This is a genomic window from Halomonas sp. DP8Y7-1, from assembly GCF_019801685.1.
Classification (GTDB): domain Bacteria; phylum Pseudomonadota; class Gammaproteobacteria; order Pseudomonadales; family Halomonadaceae; genus Halomonas; species Halomonas litopenaei_A.
Map to the genome: position 1 here is coordinate 591838 of NZ_JAHVIN010000005.1, position 22786 is coordinate 614623.

General features: G+C 61.0%; 23 protein-coding genes. 8 read left to right on the plus strand and 15 right to left on the minus strand.

Annotation, left to right across the window (positions count from 1 at the left end):
* Positions 1–22 precede the first annotated feature (22 nt).
* Positions 23–985 (plus strand): CobW family GTP-binding protein, encoded by a 963-nt coding sequence (locus tag KUV41_RS07915; RefSeq protein ID WP_222485468.1) that lies wholly within the window; start codon positions 23–25, stop codon positions 983–985.
* Positions 986–1085: 100 nt separating this feature from the next.
* Here the strand turns inward: KUV41_RS07915 and KUV41_RS07920 are convergent, their stop codons facing one another.
* Positions 1086–1769, minus strand: coding sequence for a type 1 glutamine amidotransferase domain-containing protein (locus KUV41_RS07920; RefSeq protein ID WP_222485470.1), 684 nt, complete (start codon positions 1767–1769; stop codon positions 1086–1088).
* A gap of 67 nt (positions 1770–1836) precedes the next feature.
* Entirely contained in the window at positions 1837–2541 is a 705-nt protein-coding gene (locus KUV41_RS07925) for an SDR family oxidoreductase (protein ID WP_261389544.1), read from the minus strand.
* Positions 2542–2696: 155 nt separating this feature from the next.
* Here KUV41_RS07925 and KUV41_RS07930 point away from each other — a divergent pair, with 155 nt between their 5' ends.
* Positions 2697–3635, plus strand: coding sequence for a LysR substrate-binding domain-containing protein (locus tag KUV41_RS07930; RefSeq protein ID WP_222485472.1), 939 nt, complete (start codon positions 2697–2699; stop codon positions 3633–3635).
* A gap of 44 nt (positions 3636–3679) precedes the next feature.
* On the opposite strand, the gene KUV41_RS07935 is transcribed toward KUV41_RS07930, so the two are convergent.
* From KUV41_RS07935 to KUV41_RS07945, 3 genes are all read right to left on the minus strand, one after another.
* Positions 3680–4174, minus strand: a complete 495-nt coding sequence (locus KUV41_RS07935; protein ID WP_222485474.1) for a flavin reductase family protein — start codon at positions 4172–4174, stop codon at positions 3680–3682.
* 228 nt (positions 4175–4402) lie between these two features.
* On the minus strand, positions 4403–5431 hold the full coding sequence (locus tag KUV41_RS07940) for a methionine synthase (protein WP_206943064.1): 1029 nt from the start codon (positions 5429–5431) through the stop codon (positions 4403–4405).
* A gap of 25 nt (positions 5432–5456) precedes the next feature.
* Entirely contained in the window at positions 5457–6440 is a 984-nt protein-coding gene (locus KUV41_RS07945; protein WP_222237468.1) for a DUF1852 domain-containing protein, read from the minus strand.
* Between the two features lie 422 nt (positions 6441–6862).
* On the opposite strand from KUV41_RS07945, the gene KUV41_RS07950 reads away from it, so the two are divergent.
* The 3 genes from KUV41_RS07950 to KUV41_RS07960 all read left to right on the plus strand — a co-directional run bounded on the left by KUV41_RS07950 (position 6863) and on the right by KUV41_RS07960 (position 8636).
* On the plus strand, positions 6863–7171 hold the full coding sequence (locus tag KUV41_RS07950; protein ID WP_222483635.1) for a hypothetical protein: 309 nt from the start codon (positions 6863–6865) through the stop codon (positions 7169–7171).
* A 198-nt stretch (positions 7172–7369) separates the two neighbouring features.
* The gene (locus KUV41_RS07955; RefSeq protein WP_206943061.1) at positions 7370–7816 is read left to right on the plus strand and encodes a DoxX family protein; all 447 of its coding nucleotides are present in this window, start codon (positions 7370–7372) and stop codon (positions 7814–7816) included.
* 130 nt (positions 7817–7946) lie between these two features.
* Positions 7947–8636, plus strand: coding sequence for a pirin family protein (locus tag KUV41_RS07960; protein ID WP_206943060.1), 690 nt, complete (start codon positions 7947–7949; stop codon positions 8634–8636).
* Positions 8637–8780: 144 nt separating this feature from the next.
* On the opposite strand, the gene KUV41_RS07965 is transcribed toward KUV41_RS07960, so the two are convergent.
* Both KUV41_RS07965 and KUV41_RS07970 read right to left on the minus strand, forming a co-directional pair.
* Entirely contained in the window at positions 8781–9206 is a 426-nt protein-coding gene (locus tag KUV41_RS07965; RefSeq protein WP_206943059.1) for a nuclear transport factor 2 family protein, read from the minus strand.
* A 116-nt stretch (positions 9207–9322) separates the two neighbouring features.
* On the minus strand, positions 9323–10474 hold the full coding sequence (locus KUV41_RS07970; protein WP_222485477.1) for a zinc ABC transporter substrate-binding protein: 1152 nt from the start codon (positions 10472–10474) through the stop codon (positions 9323–9325).
* A 327-nt stretch (positions 10475–10801) separates the two neighbouring features.
* Between KUV41_RS07970 and KUV41_RS07975 the strand changes: the two genes are divergently transcribed.
* The gene (locus tag KUV41_RS07975; RefSeq protein ID WP_222485479.1) at positions 10802–11605 is read left to right on the plus strand and encodes a metal ABC transporter ATP-binding protein; all 804 of its coding nucleotides are present in this window, start codon (positions 10802–10804) and stop codon (positions 11603–11605) included.
* Positions 11605–12420 carry a metal ABC transporter permease gene (locus KUV41_RS07980; RefSeq protein ID WP_222485481.1) on the plus strand — a complete coding sequence of 272 codons (816 nt, stop codon included), beginning with the start codon at positions 11605–11607 and terminating at the stop codon, positions 12418–12420. The genes KUV41_RS07975 and KUV41_RS07980 overlap by 1 nt, the downstream gene beginning before the upstream one ends.
* An 85-nt stretch (positions 12421–12505) precedes the next feature.
* Here the strand turns inward: KUV41_RS07980 and luxS are convergent, their stop codons facing one another.
* From luxS to KUV41_RS08020, 8 genes are all read right to left on the minus strand, one after another.
* On the minus strand, positions 12506–13027 hold the full coding sequence (gene luxS, locus KUV41_RS07985) for an S-ribosylhomocysteine lyase (RefSeq protein WP_222161836.1): 522 nt from the start codon (positions 13025–13027) through the stop codon (positions 12506–12508).
* A gap of 66 nt (positions 13028–13093) precedes the next feature.
* Positions 13094–15106: a threonine--tRNA ligase gene (thrS, locus tag KUV41_RS07990; protein ID WP_222485483.1), complete on the minus strand. Its 2013-nt coding sequence runs from the start codon at positions 15104–15106 to the stop codon at positions 13094–13096.
* A gap of 144 nt (positions 15107–15250) precedes the next feature.
* On the minus strand, positions 15251–16153 hold the full coding sequence (gene folE2 / locus KUV41_RS07995) for a GTP cyclohydrolase FolE2 (protein WP_222485486.1): 903 nt from the start codon (positions 16151–16153) through the stop codon (positions 15251–15253).
* Positions 16154–16221: 68 nt separating this feature from the next.
* Positions 16222–17325: a CobW family GTP-binding protein gene (locus KUV41_RS08000; protein WP_222485488.1), complete on the minus strand. Its 1104-nt coding sequence runs from the start codon at positions 17323–17325 to the stop codon at positions 16222–16224.
* Between the two features lie 3 nt (positions 17326–17328).
* A complete protein-coding gene (zigA, locus tag KUV41_RS08005) occupies positions 17329–18549 on the minus strand; it encodes a zinc metallochaperone GTPase ZigA (RefSeq protein WP_222485490.1) in 1221 nt (406 codons plus the stop codon).
* On the minus strand, positions 18546–18974 hold the full coding sequence (locus KUV41_RS08010; protein WP_222485492.1) for a TraR/DksA family transcriptional regulator: 429 nt from the start codon (positions 18972–18974) through the stop codon (positions 18546–18548). Before KUV41_RS08010 ends, zigA begins: the two co-directional genes overlap by 4 nt.
* Positions 18975–19331: 357 nt before the next feature.
* Complete coding sequence (locus KUV41_RS08015) at positions 19332–20951, minus strand: pyridoxamine 5'-phosphate oxidase family protein (protein WP_222485494.1); 1620 nt, start codon at positions 20949–20951, stop codon at positions 19332–19334.
* Between the two features lie 81 nt (positions 20952–21032).
* Positions 21033–21671 carry a glutathione S-transferase family protein gene (locus KUV41_RS08020; protein WP_206943041.1) on the minus strand — a complete coding sequence of 213 codons (639 nt, stop codon included), beginning with the start codon at positions 21669–21671 and terminating at the stop codon, positions 21033–21035.
* 165 nt (positions 21672–21836) lie between these two features.
* On the opposite strand from KUV41_RS08020, the gene KUV41_RS08025 reads away from it, so the two are divergent.
* On the plus strand, positions 21837–22739 hold the full coding sequence (locus tag KUV41_RS08025; protein ID WP_222483653.1) for a LysR family transcriptional regulator: 903 nt from the start codon (positions 21837–21839) through the stop codon (positions 22737–22739).
* Positions 22740–22786: the final 47 nt, after the last annotated feature.

Below are 22786 nucleotides of genomic sequence, written 5' to 3' on the forward strand. Positions count from 1 at the left end.
CAGTCTGAAGGGATGAGTCCGCATGAAGCATCAGCATTTCCCCCCTGTTCCGGTCACCATCGTGTCGGGCTTTCTGGGCGCCGGCAAGACGACCTTGCTCAACAAGATTCTCAACAGTGACATTGGGTTGAGGATGGCGGTGATGGTCAACGACTTCGGTGAGATCAATATCGACCGTGACTTGATCGTCAGTGAGACGCAGACCATGGTCAGCCTTGCCAATGGCTGTATCTGCTGCACCGTAGAGAGCGACTTGATGGAGCAGGTGTCCCGCTTGCTGGCTCTCAGGGAGCAGCGTCCGGAGTACATCCTTATTGAGGCCAGCGGCGTCTCCAACCCTAGCAAGATAGCCGGGACATTGCGTTATCCACAGTTTCAGGACCAACTGGTGATCGACAGTGTCCTCACGGTGATAGACGCAGAGCAGTTTGATCAGCTCGAGGGCGAGCTGGCGGCCCTGGCGATGGAGCAGCTCGATATTGCCGACATCGTGGTACTCAACAAGTGTGACCTGGCGAGCCCTGCGCAGGTGAGGGCGATGAAGCAGCGCTGGCTATATCCCGGAGTGCGACTGCTGGAAGCGCGCTTTGGTGAAGTGCCGCTGGAGCTGGTGCTGGGCGTTGGGGCCTTCGATCCTGTGCGCCTGGAGTCCTCGCATGAGTGCGGTGCGCACTGCACGCACGCAGATCACGCTCACCAGTTTGAAAGCTGGAGCTGGAGCAGTGATCGGCCGCTGTCATTGGCGGCGCTGCGGAGGGTGCTCGAATCGCTGCCGTCGAGTGTCTATCGCGCCAAGGGTATCTGTTGCCTGGCAGAGCTGCCGGATCGCCGTGCAGTGCTGCATCTGGTGGGCAGTCGCAGTGAGCTTGAGCCCGGTGCTCCCTGGGCGGAAGACCAGCCCATGTCGCGCGTTGTGGTCATCGGTGAGCGCGGACAGCTGAGCCTTCCTCAGCTGGAAGCGGCCTTCGAGGGATGCGTGGCGTAAGCGCCTGTTAGGCCAGCTCGCTGGCTGATAGTTGAAGCGCCTCCCCCGGCAGCAACAGGTCGTCGCCAGGGGAGGCCTCCGGTGGGTCAGCTATCAGATCTTATGCCTTCAGGCTGTCGAGCAACAGCTCGGCGACGCCCTCAGAGGACATCGGGTTCTGGCCGGTGATGATCAACCCGTCCTGAATCGCGAAGGCGGTGAAGTCGGCCTTCTTTTCGTACAGACCACCTTGCTGCTGCAGGCTGTCTTCCACCAGAAACGGCACGATCTCGGTGAGGCCTACGGCGGCTTCTTCGCCATTGGTGAAGCCGGTGACGCGCACGCCATCGACGAAGGGGGTGCCGTCTGACTTCTTCGCCTTCAGCAGCACCGCAGGGGCGTGGCAGACCGCACTGACGGGCTTGCCAGCGGCGTGGAACTGCTCGATCAGGCGAATGGAGTCTGCATCATTGGTCAGGTCCCACAGCGGGCCATGGCCGCCCGGGTAGAAGATGGCATCGAAATCATCGACCTTCATCTCGGCCAGCACCGCGGTGTTGGCCAGGTCACGCTGGGCTTGCGCGTCCTGGTCGAAGCGGCGAGTGGCGTCTGTCTGGAAGTCTTCGCCTTCACTGGCCGGGTCGAGCGGTGGCTGACCACCCTTGGGAGACGCCAGCGTGACCTCGACACCGGCGTCTTTCAGCACGTAGTAGGGGGCGGCCAGCTCTTCGAGCCAGAAGCCTGTCTTCTTGCCAGTGTCTCCAAGGGTATCGTGGGATGTGACAACAACCAGTACTTTGCTCATGGGGCTCTCCTTGATCGTGCGGAATCATCCGCAGGACGTGATGATGGGGTTGACGCCTAGACGTCGTTTAGCGCGTTGGCATCAGGTGCACTTCACGGATATTGGCTCGCGGCGCTGCATGGATGGCGTACAGCACGGCGTCGGCAACATCCTGCGGGTACAGCTTGTCCGGCTTGGGCTGGTCAAAGAAGGGCGTGTTGACCATGCCTGGGGTAATCGTGGTGCAACGGCCCTGCCACTCGGCCATTTCCAGCGCAAGGTTCTGGCCAAAGCCGTAGGCGAACCACTTGCTTGAGCTGTAGATCGACCCCGCATGGGTGTCACGCCCCGCCACCGAGCTGGTGAGGATGAAATGCCCCTGACGCGCTCTCAGGTGAGGCAGAGTGGTGTGGGCGGTCCACAGCAGTGCGTTGATGTTGATATCGATGACGCGCTTCCACTCTTCCGGGTCTCCCTGCTCCGTACCCGCTTGGCTGATGCCGGTGCCAGCGTTGGCAAAGGCAACGTCCAGGTGGCCGTAGTGGGCCACCGCACGCGCCACGACGTCAGCCATCTGATCGTAGTCGGTGGCATCGGCGGCAATCGCCAGCACCTTGTCGTGACCCAGTTCCTCGGCCAGGGCAGCAAGTCGCTCTTCGCGGCGCGCCGTGACGACCACCTTGTGGCCAGCTTCCACCAGCGTGCGCGCCGTGGCCTCGCCAATGCCGCTGGATGCACCGGTAATCAGTACGATCTTTTCGCTGGCGGTGTCTGTCATCTGTCCACCTGTCATGATGGGCTCCTGTGAGTCGAGTGCTGAGTTCACGTGTGGTGTCACGGTAACGTCTGCTCGGCCATCGTCATAATCGATAGTGCGGATAGCTGCTATTATCGAGACAAATAGTTGGTGGAACGCCGCCACGTCAGACGCTGCTGTGGGTGCCCTGGATGAAACTCAACTACGACCTCAACCTGCTGCGGACCTTCCATGCGTTGTACCTGGAGCAGAACGTCACCCGTGCGGGAGAACGTCTACATCTCAGCCAGCCGTCGGTAAGCGCTGCCTTGGGACGCCTGCGGGAGCTGTTCAATGATCCGCTGTTCATACGTGATCGCCAGCGCATGCGTCCGACAGAGAAGGCGGACCACCTCTTTCCCGTCATCGAGGCAGCGTTGACCGATCTGGATGGCCTGATTACCAGCGAGCGGGACTTTTCTCCCGCCACCGAGCAGCGCCATTTCGAGATCGCGGCCAACGACTATTTCGAGGTGTTGATTCTGCCCGCGCTGGCCGGGGTCCTGCGCGAACAGGCGCCAGGCATCACCTTGCAGGTGCGTCGCCTGTCACAGGACATGAGCGAGGCTGGGGTCATGAGCGGCACGACCGATCTGGCGTTTGGGCGCCAGGTCGATCCTCCCGATAACCTGGTCGTGCGCGAGGTCATCCGCGAAGGGATCGAGTGTCTGGTCGGAAATGGGCACCCGCTGCTGGAGCGGCTGGAAGGAAGTGGGCAGATGGCCAAGGACGATTTCGAGCGCTATGCCCATGTCCTGGTGCAGCCCCATACGCGTTTGAAAAGCGGTATCTTCAAGCAGCTCGAAGGCCAGGGCTTGAGGCGTGAGGTGGCGTTGGCCGTGACCTACTTCATGGCGGTGCCTGCGCTATTGGAGCGGTCTTCGCTGATCGCCAGCCTGCCCACGGGGCTTTGCCAGCATTTCCAGCGACAGTTTGCGGTGACCCCGGTGGCGCCGCCGGTGGCCTTTGACGCCTTTCCCTTTCATCTCAGCTGGCATCGCCGCTATCAGAAGGACCCGGCACACCGCTGGCTGCGCGAACAGATCATCGCGTGCTGTCGCAGGCTGCCTGATCAGGGCGAGCTGACGTAAATGCGTATGCATCAGCCCGGCTTTCCATCCTTCGCGCTAGCGCCTCACGCCAGCTGGCGATACTGGCCCTTGAAGTACAGCAGGGGGCCGCTTGGGGAAGCCTCGCCCTGGTTGAGTCGGAGCGCCTTTACCTCGCCAATCACGATAAGGTGATCCCCGGCGACGTGCTCTGCGTGAATGTCGCAATCGAGCCAGTGCAGGGTATCCGGAATCAACGGGTTGCCTAGCGGTGATGCTTGCCACTCGATACCTTGCCACTTGTCGGCCCCCTGGCGGGCAAACTGATTCGAGATCGGCGCCTGTTCAGCGGACAGCATGTTGACCGCGAAGCGGCCGGCCTGGCGGATCTTGGGATAGCTGTAAGAGGTCGATTTGACGCTGAAGGAGACCAGCGGCGGATCCATCGATACGCTGTAAAAGGACTGGCAGGTGAAACCGATTGGCTCACCCTCAGCAAGAGAAGAGATCACGGTGATTCCGGACGCATAGTGCCCAAGGGCCTCGCGGAAGCGGGCCGGCTCGATCACAGCCCTCGGCATATGAACTTGGCCGGTCCTTGCCATAGCGGGTGAGCCAGAAACAGCGGGTGAGCCAGAAACAGCGGATGAGCCAGCGACGGCGGGTGTAGCGGGGTCTGAAACAACGCCTGAAACAACGTCAGAAGATGGGGCAGGGAACGACATGGTGACTCCGGAAACGTCAGACGGCATGGACGCCGCGAGGCGATCACGGCGGCCATGGGAAAGAACGGAGGGTGCGCGCCTGGTTTAGCGTGTCAGCTCCTGGCGGACAATCGCTGCCCCCTGACTGAGGGCATCCATCTTGGCCCTGGCGACCTGGCGGGACAGCGGCGCCATGCCGCAGTTGGTGCAGGGGTAGAGCTTGTCGGCGTCGACGAACTGAAGTGCCTTGCGCAGGGTGTTGGCCACCTCTTCCGGGGTCTCGATGGTATTGGTCGCAACGTCGATGGCACCGACCATGACCTTCTTGCCACGAATCAGCTCGATCAGCTCCATCGGAACCCGCGAGTTGTGGCATTCCAGAGAGACAATATCGATGTTGGACTGCCTGAGCTTGGGGAAGACCTCTTCGTACTGGCGCCACTCGGAGCCCAGACTGCTCTTCCAGTCAGTGTTGGCCTTGATGCCGTAGCCGTAGCAGATGTGAACGGCCGTCTCGCACTTCAGGCCCTCGATCGCTCTTTCCAGTGTGGCGATGCCCCAGTCATTCACTTCATCGAAGAAGACATTGAAGGCCGGTTCATCGAACTGAATGATATCGACCCCGGCAGCCTCCAGTTCCTTGGCTTCCTGATTCAGAATCTTGGCAAATTCCCAGGCCAGTTTTTCCCGGCTCTTGTAGTGACCATCGTAGAGGGTATCGATCATGGTCATGGGGCCGGGCAGTGCCCACTTGATGGGTTGATCGGTCTGGGCCCGCAGGAAGGCGGCATCGTCCACGAAGACGGGCTTCTGGCGGGAGACGTCTCCGATGACAGAGGGCACGCTGGCGTCGTAGCGATCGCGGATGCGCACGGTCTCGCGCTGTTCGAAGTCGACGCCATTGAGGTGTTCAATGAAGGTCGTGACGAAATGCTGGCGAGACTGTTCACCATCGCTGACGATATCGATGCCGGCATGGCGCTGTTCGTGCAGGGCCAGGCGCAGCGCGTCCTGCTTGCCTTCCACCAGCTCGGCTTCCTGAAGTTTCCAGGGGGACCACAGCACTTCAGGTTGTGCGAGCCAGGAGGGTTTTGGAAGGCTGCCGGCCGTCGATGTCGGGAGCAGTGTTGTCATGATGGATAGCCTTGTCAGAAGTGAATCAGTGAGCGTAATTGGCGGACCATTGTTCAAGAATCGCGCGGTAGGGTTTGATGAAGCACTCTTCAACAAACTTCCCTTGCTCGGTCGCGAGCTGGCTGCGTTCTTCTCTGTCGTAGACGATCTGGGTCAATGAATAGTCCTGCTGCTGCAGGCTCGGCTGGTAGGACTTCCCAGCAGCTGAGTTGGCGTTGTAGATCTCCGGGCGATAGATCTTCTGGAACGTATCCATGGTGCTGATCGTGCTGATGAGCTCCAGGTTGGTGTAGTCGCCCAGCAGGTCGCCCATGAAGTAGAACGCCAACGGTGCGACGCTGCCCGGGGGCATGAAGTAGCGAACCTTCATGCCCATCTTGTTGAAGTACGCATCCGTCAGCGAATGCTCCTCCTGCAGATACTCGACACCCAGCACGGGATGATGATTTTCCGTGCGGTGATAGGTCTTGGTGCTCGACACGCTGATGCAGATGACGGGGGGCTTGTTGAAATGCTCCCTGTAGGTGTCCGAGTTCACGAAGGCCTTGAACAGGTTGCCGTGCAAGACACCGAAGTCATCGGGAACGCTGAAGGTGTCCTGCCCCTTGTTGTGTTCCTTCAGCACCAGGCTGAAGTCGTAGTCCCGGACATAGGACGAGAAGTTGTTGCCCGCGATCCCTTCGATGCGCTCGTTGGTGTGCGTATCGATGATGCGGGTCTTGAGGATTTCAATCAGCGGCAGGGCACCGTCACGGGTGGACGCATCCACGGCCATTTCTACCGAAATGATCTCCAGTTCCAGCCTGTAACGGTCACCCTTGGGGTTGTCCCAGTCAGCCAAGGCATTAAAGCGGTTGTCGATCATGCGCAGGGTGTTGCGCAGGTTGTCCTCGCGCTTTTCCCCTCTGGCCAGGTTGGCAAAGTTGGTGGTGATACGAGTGCTGTCCGACGGTTGGTAGTGTTCGTCGAAACGAAGGCTCTTAACGGTGAATGCAAAGTCGTTGTTCATCGTGGGTGCCATCCTGGTTCCTGAGAGGTGAATCCAAGGCGTCTGGAGATCCAGTCGTCCTTCGACGGTGCCTTTCGGGTCAAACGGTTGATCTCGTCAAGGTGTGCTAGCTCACCGGTAGCTTGCGCGCTGGTCGTGACGAGCTGGTCGTGACGAGCTGACCGTGACGAAATAGTGATGACGATTATCAAGACACTTCTAAGATGAGGCAAACTGAAGTTTCTCATTGTTAACTTCAAATTTATTCATGCAGGGGGGGGCGATACAGCAGCGTGCAGGAACGTCTTTGCATTCGATAAAACCGAATGGTCTATCAGATTTATGTCGCTTTTTTTCGATATTATTGTTGGTTTAATCTTTCTTCAACGCGACAGAGACGCTGATCGCGACACCCACTACACGGTCATGAAGAGAGACACACCATGAAACTCAAGCCCGCACTGTTCACTCTGCTTTTCGCCACTGCCCCTGTCACAGCAGCCCTCACTGCTCCTGCAATCGCTCAGGCAGGTCAGGCTTCTGCCCTCACCGCGAGATTGCATGAGCCGCTCTCCTCTCAGGCGCAGCCGCTTAGCGGTACTGCCATCGAGGCGAATGCCACTAAGGTCAGCATGGAAGGTAGCACTGCCATGGCGCAGGCCCGAGCTAACCTGCAGGCACGCCACCTGCGCCACACCTCGGCGACTGCAGACAGCAATGGGCTGCAGCTGAGCCTTGACGCGACCAAGTAATCCGGAAAGGCGTCGGCCTGGAGGCTTGCGCAAGATCGACCGAGTGCTTCCCTCGGTCGTGACAATACGAACACCGTCAGTGCCACATCCATCCGCTGACTCACCGAGAGTGGAATCGCCGGGATCGCGTTCGACTCTCTATGGCAACCGCCCGGACCCCCGTGCTGTGGCAACCGCACGAACACTCTTGGAGATATCATGAACACATCAGTCGTTAGCCGCGTCATTAGCAGTTCAGACAGCCTGGCCCCCCTGGCCCTGCGTGTGCCCGCCGGCATCATTTTCATGGCACATGGTGCCCAGAAGCTCTTTGGTTGGTTTGGCGGCTATGGTCTGGAAGGCACAGGACAGTGGATGGCCTCCATCGGACTTGAGCCGGGGTACTTGATGGCGCTGGCGGCTGGCAGCGCAGAGTTCTTTGGCGGTCTGGCGCTGTTGATAGGGCTGCTGGTGCGCCCGGCAGCGGTGGTGCTCGCGTTCACCATGCTGATGGCGATCTTCAGCGTCCACGCTGCAAACGGACTGTTCATGAGCAATAACGGCTATGAATTCGCCCTGTCGTTGTTGGCGATTGCTACCTCTCTCGCGATCAGCGGCGGTGGACGAGCCTCACTGGATGCGGTCATGGCTCGTAAGGTGTCCTGATTACCGTTGTCCGACTTTTCGACGCCCCATACCCGACCTATCCACGACTTGATCATGACCTTGATGCGTCGCCACGCGTGATCCTTTTGCGGCGGCTGCGCTTCACCAGGTGCTGCCTGTAGGAGGCAATATGAGACTTCGACATGCCCATGAACGCGGACGTGCTAACCACGGCTGGTTACGCTCTCACCATACTTTTTCGTTTGCCAGCTACGTGGATCCACGACACATGGGGTTCAGATCGCTGCGAGTCATCAACGAAGATCGTGTGACCGGTGGTGCAGGGTTTGGCACCCATCCCCACGAGGACATGGAAATTATTTCATACGTGCTGTCGGGGACGATGGCGCACCAGGACAGCATGGATAATGGCTCTACCATGCGGCCTGGAGACGTGCAGCGGATGTCGGCAGGCACGGGAGTGTTGCATAGCGAATTCAACGCTTCACCCAGTGAAGAGCTGCACTTCCTGCAGATCTGGATAGAACCTCGAGAGCGAGGCATCGCTCCCAGCTATGAGCAGCGCTCGTTCCCGCCGGAGGATAGACAGGGCCGCTGGCGCCTGGTGGTCTCACCGCAGGGGCTGGACGATTCCGTCAGCGTGAATCAGGACGTCAACCTGTATGCGGGGCTGTTCGATGCGGGCGAAAGCGCCGAGACGCCGGCAACACGCCACGCATGGCTGCATGTGGCCAAGGGCGAGGTTGCGGTCAACGGGCAGCTTATGTCCGCAGGCGATGCGGCGGCGTTTGAACCGGGAGAAGAGGTCAGGGTCGTCGGCATCGCGGCGGCTGAGGTGCTGCTGTTTGACCTTGCCTGACCTGACCTGACCTGACCTGACCTGGCCAGACCTGGCCTTGGACGGCCACCACCCTGCATGCCGTGGCTAGAGACCCAGGCCGACGTCGTCGCTCGCGACGTCAGCCTGGGGCGCGCCGACATCACCGTGCGGCTCAAGACCGCTTCAGACAAGCTGCGAGGAATGGTGGCCAGTGATCTTCCATTCTCCTGCGATTTCTTCAAAGGTGAACAGGAAGCGCGCGGGAATGGTGGCCATATCACCCTTTATGAGATAGCTGAAGACGTAGTGGCCACCGATGACGACGGTGCCCAACTTGCGACTGACACGGCGAGAGAATTCGCCGAGCTCGCAGCTAAGGTCTTCGTTGGCGAGAAAGGCATCGAAGTAGGCCTGCCTGGCAAGTCGGTCTTCTCTCACGTCGTTGGCGACAGTCGGCACAAGAATGGCGTCTTCGGCGTAAAGCGCCAGCAGGGTCTCCTTCTCTCCACGACTGACGGCAATCGCCCATCGCTCCAGCGTTCGGGTGGCAGCGTCAAGGCAGAACTGCGCGTCCCGTTCAGTCAATGGCGGGGAGGTCGGGTGGGGCATGGTGAATGGCTCTCCATAACAGTGTGGGAATGAACAGACGCCGCCGACAGGGCGGGTGTCGGCGACGTCAGGGCAGGGGAGTGGCTCGTTTGACGCTCACTCCTCGAGCCCTAGCCCTAGCCCTTGGTGCAGCCGGTCATGCCGTCTGCCAGTCGCTGCAGCAGCTGTGAATAGAGACCGGGCCCCAGGTCCAGGTCGACACCGAGGGGGTCCATCACGATGGAGGTGTTGACCTCTGTTCCCTCGAACACGCTGTCAATCAGGGCAGGGTTGAACTGGGGTTCGCGGAAGACGCATTGGATGTTGTCGTCGCTGACACGGGTCTGGATCTCGCGAATTCGCGCCGGGCTCGGGTCTGATGCATCGCCAAGGGCGATGGCCCCGGAGGCAGGGACAGCGAAGCGGTTCTCGAAGTACTGGTAGGCGTCGTGGAACACGATGAAGCGAACCCCTCGTGCGTCATCCAGTTGGTTATCCAGCCGCTGAATCAGCTCGTCCAGGTCAGCCTGGCCGTTCGCTGCGTTCTGGCGATACGTAGCGGCGTGCTCTGGGTCCAGTTCTGCCAGGGTGGTCGCAATCGTATCGAGCCATGCCTTGGCATTGACAGGATCAAGCCAGCCATGGGGGTCCATGCCGTCGTGTGCATGGCCATGTTCGTGATCATGATCGGTATGCTGGTCGTGATCGTGATCGGCATGGTCATGATCGTGGTCGGCATGGTCGTGATCGTGGTCGTGGTCGGCATGGTCGTGATCGTGATCGCCATGTTCGTCGTGCTCGCCATGGTCATGATCGCCATGTTCGTGACCATCGTGATCGTGATCTTCGTGATCTTCGTGATCTTCGTGATCTTCGTGATCTTCGTGATCTTCGTGATCTTCGTGATCGCCATGATCATGGGCTTCAAAGGTAGCGCCTTGGCGATATGCCAGTGTCACCGTGCCGGGAGCTTCCATCAGCTCCACTTCGCGAGCGCCATCCGCCAGGGAAGTCCTGGCTCGCTCAAGCCACGGCGTCAGGCTGTCACTGACCCAGAACACGGCGTCGGCGCTGGCCAGTGCCTGCGCTTCGGAAGGGCGCATGGAATAGCCGTGGGGCGACGCACCGGGCTGGATGACCAGCTCTGGCGATCCCAACTCTCCCATGACCTGGGCCACCAGCGCATGCACCGGTGGGATATCCACCGCCACGTTGGGCACGTCAGCGACGGCAATGGCCGGTGTCAGCAGCCATGGCAAGCAGAGCGGACGCAGTAGCGGTTTTTTCATCGTGTTCTCCCGGAAGGTATCGACGTGGACAGCTGACGTGGTGACGCCACGCTTGTGGAATAAAACGTTATATTATAACATTAACTGCCTGGTCAATGAGAGCCCCGTAAACCTGAGCCTCGTCAATAGCGCCCGCCCTGGTTCGGGGTCGCGTGTACGGGGCCAGCGACAGCTCATCCTTCTCCCACGACGGCGCGTCCCAGTCTCGTGACAGCACGTCCGTGCGAGTGGCCAGAAGAGCCGTCATGCCGCGCGCCGCGCACGGTGGCTGTGAATATCATGTCTCTGCGCGTGAGCGGCGCAGCAATAGCCAGTTGGAGAGCCTCCATGCCCTTGCTGTCCATCGACAATTTGTCTGTCGCCCTAGGGGGCCATAGCGTGTTGGAGGGCATCGACCTGAGTGTCGATCGCGGCGAAATCGTGACCCTGGTGGGCCCTAATGGCTCCGGAAAGTCGACTCTGTTGCGCGCCATCATCGGTGCAGTAAGGCCATCGCGGGGGCGTGTGACCCGGGAAGCTGGGCTGGTCATCGGTTATGTACCACAGCGGTTGGCCATCGACCCGACGCTGCCGTTGACCGTGTTTCGCTTTCTTAATCTGCCGCGCCGGCATTCGCGTCAGGCGCTGGCTCAGGCGCTGGTGCAGGCGGGAGTGCCGGAGCTCGGGCAACAGCAGGTCGCGGACCTGTCAGGAGGCCAGTTTCAGCGAATCTTGCTGGCGCGAGCCCTGCTGGAAAAGCCTGACCTGCTGTTGCTTGATGAAGCGACTCGAGGCCTCGACCACCGCGGCACCGCGGACTTTTATCGGCAGATCGCCAAGGTTCGCAGCGAGCTTGGATGTGCGGTAATGATGGTCAGCCATGAACTGCATGTGGTCATGCGGGCGTCGGACAGAGTGGTGTGTCTCAATGGCCACGTGTGCTGCCAGGGCACCCCTGAACGCGTGCTCGCATCACCGGTTTACCGCCAGCTGTTTGGCCCTGACACCAGTGATGCGCTGGCGTTTTATCGGCATTCGCATCCACAGCCGTCGTCTTCCCAGTGCCTGGCCCCAGAGGACGCGGGGGCCGAGGCGCCGCCGACCACTCCAGCGAAGGCGGCAAACGACAGGCTGATGGAGGCGTCTCGCTGATGTTTGACGATTTTCTTGTGCGAGCTGTGTTGGCCGGTCTGGGAGTCGCCCTGGCGGCTGCACCGCTCGGGTGCTTTGTTGTCTGGCGACGGATGGCGTATTTCGGCGACGCGACGGCGCATGCTGCGATTCTTGGGGTGGCTCTGTCGTTGCTGCTGTCCACCTCCATGTTGGCGGGCGTACTGGCCGTTTCGCTGCTGATGGCGGTGGTGGTCTCTCAGCTGAGTGGACGGGGCTATGCCATGGACACTCTGCTCGGCGTCATGGCGCATTCGGCGTTGGCCTTTGGGCTGGTCGCGGTGTCCTTTGTGTCGGGTGTACGCATCGACCTGATGGCGTATCTGTTCGGCGATATCCTTGCGGTGGGCAAGAGCGACCTGATGATCATCGCCGCTGGCGCGATTCTGGTGGTTAGCCTGGTGGGATGGCGCTGGTCGGCGCTGTTGACCGCCACGCTGGATGAAGACCTCGCCAGGGCCAGTGGTATCGACCCGCGGCGGGAGCAGCTGGTGCTGACGCTGTCGCTGGCGGTGGTGGTCGCGGTGGCACTGAAGGTGGTGGGAGTGCTGCTGATTGCGGCGCTGCTGATCATTCCGGCTGCGGCCGCGCGCCCGCTGTGTCGTACCCCGGAAGCCATGGCGCTGGTGGCGGCGAGCATTGGCGCCTGTTCGACCACTGGCGGGCTCCAGGCCGCCTATTGGCTGGATACGCCGACAGGGCCCACCATTGTCAGTCTTGCTGCGCTTATATTCGTTGTGACCAGCGTGGTGGGGCGTGTTTGCTATTCCCGGTCTAGGGCCGTGGGTCCCGAGTGACGACGGCTTTCAGACGACGGCTCTCACACTGCAGCGCACGCTTGGTGGTTGACCAAGCGTGCGCTGCTGCATGTGCGCTGGGTGCTTAAACGTCGTTGCCCAGGGTCTTGAGTTGCTCGGGGCTCAAGGCCAGGTCGTCATTGCGGTTGACGCCGATGCCCTGGTCGATGATGGTGCGCGCGATCTCCTGAGCTTCTTCGAGGGAATGCATCAGGTAGGTGCCGCACTGGTGCTCGTTGAGCTCAGGAATATCTTCCATGCGCTTCACGTTGAGCACGTCGTTCATGGCCGCCTGCCAGGCGTCGGCGACGGCTTGCTCGCTGGGGCTGCCCAGCAGGCTCATGTAGAAACCGGTGCGGCAGCCCATCGGCGAAATATCGATGATCTCGACGCTGTCGCCGTTCAGGTGCTGGCGCATGAAGCCGGCAAACAGGTGCTCCAGGGTATGAATGCCCTTTTCCCCCATCATGCTCTCGTTCGGCCGGTTGAAGCGCAGGTCGAACACCGTGATGGTGTCACCCGAAGGCGAGCGCATGGTCTTGGCCACGCGTACTGCCGGGGCATTCATGATGGTGTGGTCAACGGTAAAGCTGTCGAGAAGTGGCATGTTGGCTCCTGCAGATATAACGCAAGGGCACGACGTCGCGCGTCGCGCCCATTGCAAGCATGATGCTCAGGCCTCCTGGGGGAGCGTGGCGCAAGCCAGGCGCTCGAGGCGCAGTGCCTGTTCGCGGCGCTGAGCGTTGTGGTCGGGAGCCTGACATTGTTCTTCGAGCAGGGCAATGGCTTCTTGCACCGGCATGCTGCCAAGGTCGCTGCCGTCACGCAGGCGCACCGTGACCTTGCCCTCGGCGGCTTCGCGATTGCCGACAATCAGCAGGTACGGGATCCGGCTCAAGGTCTGCTCCCGGATCTTGTAGCCGATCTTCTCGTTGCGCACGTCGGCATTCGCCCGTATCCCTGCTCCCTTCAAGGCATCTGCCAGCAGCTCAGCGTAGTCCCGCTGGGCCTCGGTAATCGACATGACCACGGCCTGCTGTGGCATCAGCCAGGCGGGAAGCTTGCCCGCGTGATGTTCGATCAGGATGCCGATGAAGCGCTCGAGCGAGCCAAACAGGGCTCGATGGAGCATGACGGGCCGCTGTCGTTGGCCCTGCTCATCCACGTAGTCGATGCCAAATCGCTCGGGCAGGTTCATGTCGACCTGCAGGGTTCCGCACTGCCAGTCGCGGCCGATGGCATCGCGCAGCACGAACTCCAGCTTGGGTCCGTAGAAGGCTCCTTCGCCCGGGTTGAGGGTGTAGTCCAGCGCCATGGCGTCGAGGGCTGTCGTCAATGCTTGTTCAAGGCGATCCCAGACAGCATCGCTGCCCATGCGGTTGTCGGGGCGGGTCGACAGCTTGATGTGGACGTCATCGAAGCCGAACTCCCGATAGATATCCAGCACCAGCGCGACCACCTGCTGACACTCCTCGTTTATCTGCTCCGGCGTGCAGTAAATGTGGGCGTCGTCCTGGGTGAAGTGGCGCACCCGCAGCAGGCCATGCAAGGCACCGGATGGCTCGTACCGGTGTACCTTGCCGAATTCACCCATGCGAATGGGCAGGTCACGGTAGCTCTTCAGTCCGTGGCGATAGAGCAGCACGCTGCCGGGGCAGTTCATCGGCTTCAGCGCAAGATCCCGTCCGTCCTCGGTCTGGGTGGTGAACATGTGGTCCTGATAGTTCTGCCAGTGCCCGGAGGTTTCCCACAGACTGCGGTCCATCATGTCGGGTGTGTTGACCTCGACATAGCCGCTACTGGCCTGGCGGCGACGCATGTAGGCGATCAATGTCTGCAGCACCTGCCATCCGCCTGGGTGCCAGAACACCGCACCGGGCGCTTCTTCCTGGAAGTGGAAAAGCCCGAGCTGGCGTCCCAGGCGCCGATGATCACGACGCTCGGCTTCCTCAAGACGCTGGACATAGGCCTTGAGTGCCTTGCGGTCCGCCCAGGCGGTGCCGTAAATCCGCTGTAGTTGGGCGTTGCGAGCGTCACCGCGCCAGTAGGCACCCGACAGCTTGGTCAGCGCGAAGTGCTTGAGAAACCGGGTATTGGGAACATGGGGGCCACGGCACATGTCCACGTATTCCTGGTGGAAGTAGAGGCCCAGGGTGGCTTCCTGCGGCATCTCCTCGATTAGGTGAAGCTTGTAGCTTTCGCCGCGCTCGCGAAAGATCTCTATGGCCTGGTCGCGGGGCAGGCGGCGCTTGATGACGTCGTAGTTCTGCGCGATCAGTGACGTCATGCGTTCAGCGATGGCTTGCAGGTCATCAGGGGTGAAGGGCCGTTCGTGGGCGATGTCATAGTAGAAGCCGTCTTCGATGACTGGCCCGATCACCATCTGGGCGTCTGGGTAGAGCTGTTTGACCGCGTGCCCCAGCAGGTGCGCGCAGGAGTGGCGCAGGATATCGAGCCCTTCGGGATCGCTGGGGGTGATCACCTGGACCCGGGCATCCCGGTCGATGGGGTCGCAGGCATCCACCAGCACGTCGTTGACGCGCCCGGCCAGGGTTTGCCGAGCAAGCCCCGGACCGATAGCGGCGGCGATATCTGCGACTGTAGTAGGCGAAGGCAGTGTGAGCTCGCGCTCATCCGGCAGTGTGATGGTGACGTGCGGGGCGGCCGCGGGGGCGCTGTCATTCATGTCGGTTCTCACGATGAAACGTCGTGGCGGTAGAGAAACCCGGGTTCAGATCGCGCCAGCGCGGTGACCCAGGAGGAGGCTGAGAAGGCATGGGGGCGGCCTGTGGGTGGCCTGTGGGTGGCATAGGACTGGCCCCAGAGGACATCACGCTTGCTCTCGCCAATTCCACTGGCTACGAGCCACGGCGTCATGGGCATGCAGGCTTTCTGCGTGCACCACCTTCAGGTAAAAACCGTCGATACCGGGCTGGTCCCGCAGGACCTGGTGCACGCGACGAGCGGCGTCTTCGCAGAACATCAGGTTCTGTCCGTTAGCGAGGGCAAAGGCCTGCTCGTCAACCCGTTTGACGGCGGTCTGCAGGGCAGTGCCGAGGGCCTTTTCCACCCGATCGACGATGGTCTCCAGCGGCAGTTCCGTAAGCTCTGTCGACAGGCGCAGCGACAGGTGCGCCTGACTGCGCTGGCTATGGGGGGTGGCCAGGATGCCTTGCTCACTGCCGAGCCAGGCGTGTACCGCCTCTCGGGTGACGGGGGTATCGGTGAAGTCTTCATCGAACGCCTGCTGAATCAACTGGCGTGCCAGCGCCGCCGAGCAGGGACAGGTCGATGAATAGCCGATGCTGACGTCGAGCACGGCGCTGACCTGGCCACTTGCGCTACGTCGCATGCGCAGCGCGAAGGGATAGGTCTTCCACCCTGACAGCGGGCTGATCAAGGCGGGGCGTCGCAGCAAGGCCTCGCCCTCCAGGTCCAGATAGGCCTGCTGCGAGAGCTGTTGGTGGCTGTCCAGAAAGTTGTTGAGGACGTCGTTGACGCGGGGCAACGTCAGCGGCACGTCCTCAAGCTCAGCCAGTGCAAGGTACAGGCGTGACATGTGGATGCCGCGAACCGCGGGATCATCAAGGCTGACACCGGCCGATGCGCGGCCCGCAATGGTCTTGCCGGCGACCTGCAGTGGCAGGGCGATGCCCTCCATGCCGACCCAGTCCAGGGGAACTGAGTGAGTTGCAGGGGCGGCGGCGATATCTTCCAGAGGGTGCGATGTCATAGAAAACTCAATGTGTGACTAGGTGGCGTGGGCCATGGCCTCGTGCATCTGCGGGTGGTGCAGCTGGGCTAGCTATCGAAGTAGGTGAACAGCTGCGTCACCGTATCGGCGGCCACACCACTGGTGATGAATACAAAGCGAGAAACGCCGTCTGGACAGGCGTCTGGCGGCAACGGGACGGGAGGGTGAAAGATATGCTGGACGCCATGCAGCGCCAGCGGCTGGTCTCGGTTGGCCACGTTAACGATGGCCTTGATCCGCAGCATTCTGTCGCCCAGCAGGCTCAGTAGAAGGTCCAGCCAGTCCTCTAGTACTTCGGCGGCAATCGGCGTCTCGACAGTGAAGCAGAACGAGCGAATCTGCTCGCCGTGGCGGCTCACGGGAGCGTCGTTGGAGACGCTGAGCATGGGCGTCGGCGCGCCGCAGGCGCCAGTCCCGATAGAGACGCTGGCGCCAGTCCCGACAGAGACGCTGGAGAACGAGCTGACCTGTAGATAGGCGCCGGCCCCGAGCCAGCCCTGAACCTGCGGCGCATCCTTGGCCGACGCTGGCAGGCGCCGGGCGGTGAGGCGTGCAGCATCGATTTCGCCATTCAGGACCTCGATCTGCTCGGCGGCAGGGTTGATCTCGGCCAGCTGCCTCGAGAGATCGTTCAGGCGTATCCCACCCACCAGATCGGTCTTGGTCAGCAGCAGGCAGTCAGCGACCGCAGCCTGGCGCTGTGACTCGCCATGGGCATGAAGGGTAGAGAGACCATTGGCCGCATCGACCAGGCAAACAACGCCGTCTAGACGGAAGCGCTGGGCCAGCCAGTGATCGGTCATCAAGGTCTGGAGAATCGGCGCAGGATCGGCAAGCCCGGTAGTCTCGATGATCATTCGGGACACCGGGCGCGCCTCGCTTTGGTTCAGCTGCTCCACGGCTTGCTGCACGCTGCGACTGAGGTCGCCGCGAATCGTGCAACACAGACAGCCACTGCTCATTTCGACGACGGTGTGCTCATCGCCCTCTGCCACCAGCCGGTGATCCAGGCCTATGTCACCGAACTCGTTGATCACCACCAGCGCATCGCTCATGGCCGGCTGGCGCACCAGATGATTGAGCAGTGTCGTCTTGCCGCTGCCAAGAAAGCCGGTCAGCACGGTCACCGGGATAGGTTCGGCATTCTGCATGGTTTACTTCCAGGCGGGGAAGGGGTCGGGCAGCGTTGCCCAGGCGTCCTTGCCCTCCAGCAGCAATGACTCGCTGATCAGGCAGTCATCCAGCGCTTGGCGGATACGCGCTTCGTCGAGGTTCTGGCCGATGAAGACCAGCTCCTGTCGCATGTCGCCGAAGGGCTCTTCCCAGCGTTCCATGATGGAGGCGCGATAGTCGGGGTCTTCGGGCCAGTTGATCTCAGGGATCGCCTTCCAGAACATGCCGGCAAAGCCGTAGTGGGCGATACCCCCAGCCTGGCTCCACTGGCCGGCAAAGGTCGGCCGCGTGGCCAGCCAGAAGAACCCCTTGGAGCGCAATAGCTTGCCGCCAAACCAGTTGCTGTGCAGCAGCTCGAAGAAGCGCTGTGGATGGAAAGGACGTCGTGCGTGGTAGGCAAAGCTGGAGATGCCGTATTCCTCGGTCTCTGGCACGTGCTCACCGCGCAGTTCCTTGAGCCATCCCGGCGCTTGCTGGGCCCGCTCGAAGCTGAAGCGCCCGGTATCCAGCACCTTGTCCAGGGATACCTTGCCATGGGCGATGGGCAGCAATTCGGCCTCGGGGTTGAGGGCGCGCAGCACGCTCGTCAGCTCTTCAAGTTCGGCCTGGCTAAGAAGGTCAGTCTTGCTGATCAGCAGCACATCGCAGAATTCGATCTGGTCGACCAGCAGGTCGGCCACATTGCGCTCGTCGTCTTCTCCCAGGCTTTCCCCGGCCTCTGCCAGGGATTGGGCCTCGCGATACTGGCTGAGGAAGTTGGCGCCATCGACCACGGTCACCAGAGTATCCAGGCGGGCGACGTCGGACAGGCTACGACCTTGCTCGTCGGCGAAGGTGAACGTTTCAGCGACGGGAAGTGGTTCGGAAATGCCGGTGGACTCGATCACCAGCGTGTCGAAGCGCCCTTCCTCGGCCAGTCGTCGTACTTCGATCAGCAGATCCTCGCGCAGCGTGCAGCAGATGCAGCCGTTGCTCATCTCGACCAGCTGTTCTTCGGCCCGGTTGAGAGTGACCTCGCCTGCCTGGTCTGGTGCACCCCTGACCAGGGCCGCGTCGATGTTGACCTCACTCATGTCATTGACGATGACCGCCACTCGGCGTCCTTCGCGATTGGCCAGGATATGGTTGAGCAGGGTGGTCTTGCCGGCGCCGAGAAAGCCGGACAGAACGGTCACCGGAAGGGGGGCGGCTGAGGGGGTCATGCGCTTTCTCCTCGCATCTTGCGATAGTGGTGTTCCCGTTGCTCCTGGCGTTCCTTGGCCTCAAGGGTCAGCTTGGCGGTAGGGCGCAGCAGCAGCCTGGGAATGCCGATGGGTTCGCCGGTTTCGATGCAGTAGCCGTAGTCTCCGGCATCGATCCGACGAATGGCTGAGTCGATATTGGCGATCAGGCGGGTTTCGCGATCGGCCTGACGCAGCTGCAGCCTCAGCTCCTCTTCAAAGGCGGCTTGGTCAAGTTCGTCGCTATCCCGCTCGTGGGACGCCATATTGGTCCGTATTTCCCTCAGGTGGGTCTCGATCTGGGCCCTCTCCGACAGCAGCCGCTGGCGGAAAAATGCGAGCTGCTCTTCATTCATGTAGTCGTCGTCCGACATGGCCAGAAGACGGGTCTCTTCAGGAGACGACATCGCGGTGTTCTCCAGCGATAGGGGTGAATCACGGTGTGTTGGCAGCACGCGTTGGCTTGGCTTGCGTCGTGATCACTGGCTGATCATCCGTACCGACCGCCAGGCGTTGGCGCCACGGTGTGGATTCGAGCTACCACAGCTCGTCGCGCCCAAGCTGTGGGTGCAAAGTTATAACATAACAAAAAGAGGTTGCGAAGCAGGGCCGAGACGGTCGAAGTACACATGGGGGGACAAAGTCGAATAGCGCGATGCTTAGTGTGGTGTTTAGCGCGAGATAGAGGAGAGGGGGAGGCGAGAGGGAAGCGAGAGGGAAGCGAGAGGGAGGCGAGCCCCCGCTACACCAGGCACCCTGGGAGGTTAAAAGGACTCGCTATGGAGGCGAGCGGCGGGGACGCCGTAGCTGATGAAATCATCGGTCAAGTTCGCTACGAAAGCAGAGGGGCCGCACACAAGATAGTGTATTTCGGGATGACCAGCGGTCTCGAGCACGGCAGCGGCGCTGAGGCGTCCAGCAACGTGGAAGTCATGTCCGAGGCGATCTTCCGGGGCCGGCTGACTGTAGAAGATGCGCTGGTGTAAGTGGGCATGACGAGCCACCAGTTCGTTGACTTCCTGGCGCAGGGGATGTTGATCGCCTCGGCGAGCTCCGTGAAGGTACCAGGCGGGGCGTCCTTGTCTGGCCGCCGCGTGAAGCATGGCGACCATAGGGGTGAGACCAATACCCGCACTGATCAATGCCACCGGTGTCTCTTTGCCAGGCAACACGAAGTCTCCGGAGGGCCTGCCTGCCTTGATGATTGCTCCTTCGCCAAGAACGTCGTGCAGGTAGCGTGATACCAGGCCGTAGGCCTCGCGCTTGATACTGAGACGGTAGTGTTGGCTATCGGCAGGATCACCTGACAGCGAGTAGCTACGCGAGGTGGTGCCAAGCTGTCCTGGAATCTGCATGTCCACGTTGAGGTGCTGGCCTGCGGTGGCCGGTTCTAGGGGATGTGCGTCGACAGGTGCGAGGTAGAAGGAGGTGACGTCCTTGCTCTCGCGTACCTTGCGCTTGATCGTGAGGTCTCGTCTGTATTGAAGATCTCGCTGCCAGCGAAGTGACAGCACATGGCGGCGTTCCAGTATGCGTTCGATAGTGACGTGTATAAATCGCCTGGCTTGTGGGTCGGAGGACGCCCCCGGGCTCCAGTCGATTCGTGCGGTGCCACTGATGTGCAGCAGGCTGCCTTGGTTGAAGTCCACGAAGACCAGACCCACCCGTGGATCCTTGAGCAGATTGCCGATGGTGTTGAAGAAGTTGTTACCCGCATAGTCCGGAATGACCAGCTCTTGCTCGCTCTCTACCTTGACGAAGCCCGGCGCGCCCCCACGATGCGAAGCGTCGAAGCCGTTGTGACGTGCTTCGGAGTGATCGTGATGGCCAGACCCCATAAACATCGTGTCGGCGCGTTCAATCCAGTGAATGTGGTCGCGTGTCAGCTGGCTGAAGCGCTTGAGCGTGCCCGGCGCGTCGGCTTGGGTACGCGATAGTGTGCGCTGTTGAATGTACTGGGGGCAGTTGCCAAAGGACTGCTGAACGTCGATGACGTAGCCATCGGAGGACCGTGAAATTCGCCCGTTGAAGCGATTCCTGCGTCGGCTGGCGAGATCGATGCCCAGCACTCCCACGTCACCGCCTGAGAATAAGCGCTCGGCTAGCGGATCACTCGGCTCTGGCTCGGTACGGAGGCTCAGCTGATAGGGCGTGGGAGAGTGCAGAAATCCGTCGGCCCCCTCCAGCACAGTGACCCAGGTACGACCGTTCAGGTCGCTACCTGCCATGACCAGAAAGGGCAGAGCAGTGTGGAAATCTCGATGCTGGTCGGGCAGAAAGTCTCGAATAAAACCGCCTGCCCAACTGGCAACGTCGCCGACACCCGCACGATGCTGGGCCTCGCGTTCGCCCTGATGGAAGGGAGTGGTGGGCACTTGCGTCATGGATATCCTCGCAGGATCTTGGAGGGGAACTGATTGATGGAACTGTATTTAGGGTCGTCGATGAGCTCTGAAATATGACGGTTAGGCCGGGCGCAGCTCTGGGGCCACAACCGGTGACGATGCCATGGCCACGAAGCCAGGAAGTGCGCGCACGCGCTGCAGCCACGTATGCACGCTCGGATAAGGCCTCAAGTCGACGCCGCCTTCTGGGGCATGGGCGATATAGCTGAAGAGCGCTACGTCTGCGAGCGTCGGTCGCCCAGTGGCGAGCCATGCTCGAGTGGATAGGTGAGTGTCCAGGATACCTAGCAGGTCGTGAGCCTTTTCTACTGCTGCCGAGTGATCCAGCGGGACATCGAATACCTTGACGAGGCGAGCGGCGCAGGGGCCTGCAAACAGGTTGTCGGCAGCAATGGTCAGCCAACGCTGCACTTCGGCCGCGTCCTTGGGTGAGGCGGGAAGCCAGTCGCTGTCCGCTGCATAGTTCTTGACCAGATAAACGAGAATGGCGTTGCTGTCCGAGAGTGTATAGCCGTTGTCGTCGATGGCCGGGACGAGACCGAAGGGGCTGATCGCCAGGAATTCGGGTGCTTTGTGCGCGCGATTGGCCATATCAAGATCGACTGTCCGATAGGGCAACCCGAGCAAAGAGAGCATTAGCTCTACCCGGTGGCAGTGACCAGACTTTGGCGTGCGGTATAGGGTGATGGGGTGCGACATGATGGGTGCCTGCTGTGGAAGTGTGAGCTTAAGCCTCGGTAATGACGAGCATTGGACGGCCACTGTGGCGGGCCTCACTGCTTGATGAGCTTATCTCTCTTCGTTTAATGAATTAATATGGAAAAAAAGAAAGGCATTGTTTTATGAAATGGAGGTAGTCTGCGAATGGATCGGCTGCAAAGCCTAAAGGTCTTCATTGCGGTGGCAGAAGCCGAGAGCTTCGCGGAAGCCGCTCGCCGACTTGGCATGAGTGCGCCCTCGGTGACGCGAGGGGTGAATGCCCTTGAGGCTCGTCTAGGTACGCGGTTACTGATCCGCACCACCCGTCGAGTGCGATTGACAGAAGTAGGTCGCGCCTATCTGGAGGATGCCCGTCACGTGCTGGCGCAGCTGCAGGCCGCTGACGATGCCGCTTCCGGCGCGGCCATTCGTCCGCTCGGCGAGTTGCGACTCACCTGTCCCAATGAGTTCGGCCGGCGATATATGACGCCCATGCTGGTGGACTTTCTCGACGCCTATCCGGATGTGTCAGTGGATGTCGTGATGCTCGACCGAGTGGTCAACATGGTGGAAGAGGGCTTTGATGTGGCACTACGTATCGGTCCTCTTCCGTCATCAGAACTGGTCGCAGTCAGGGTGGGGGACGTGCGACGAGTGATCTGTGCAGCACCTGATTATCTAGAGCGCTGGGGCGAGCCTCAAAAGCCTCAAGAGCTAAAGGATCATCGCATTGCCGCGGTCTCTGCCTTGAGTCCAATCGTCGAATGGCGCTTTGGACGTGACGAAAAGGACACCGTGAGGATAAGTCCTCGGCTACGTCTGAGTAGCGTGGCTGCGGGGATCGAGGCAGCGTGTCACGGCTGGGGGCTGACGCGTGTGCTGTCGTATCAGATCGCGGATGAGCTGGCTTCGGGCCGTCTGCGCGTGGTGCTGCAGGATCACGAGCCCGCTCCTTGGCCGATTCATCTGGTGCATGTCGAGGGCCGGCGTGCGCCAGCGAAGGTGCGTAGCTTTGTGGATTTTGCCCGCGATCGCCTGCGTGCTCGTTTGGCAGACATGCTGGAGTGAGCGGGGCCGCAGCCGCCCTGCGGATAGTCTGACGATTGCAGCCCATT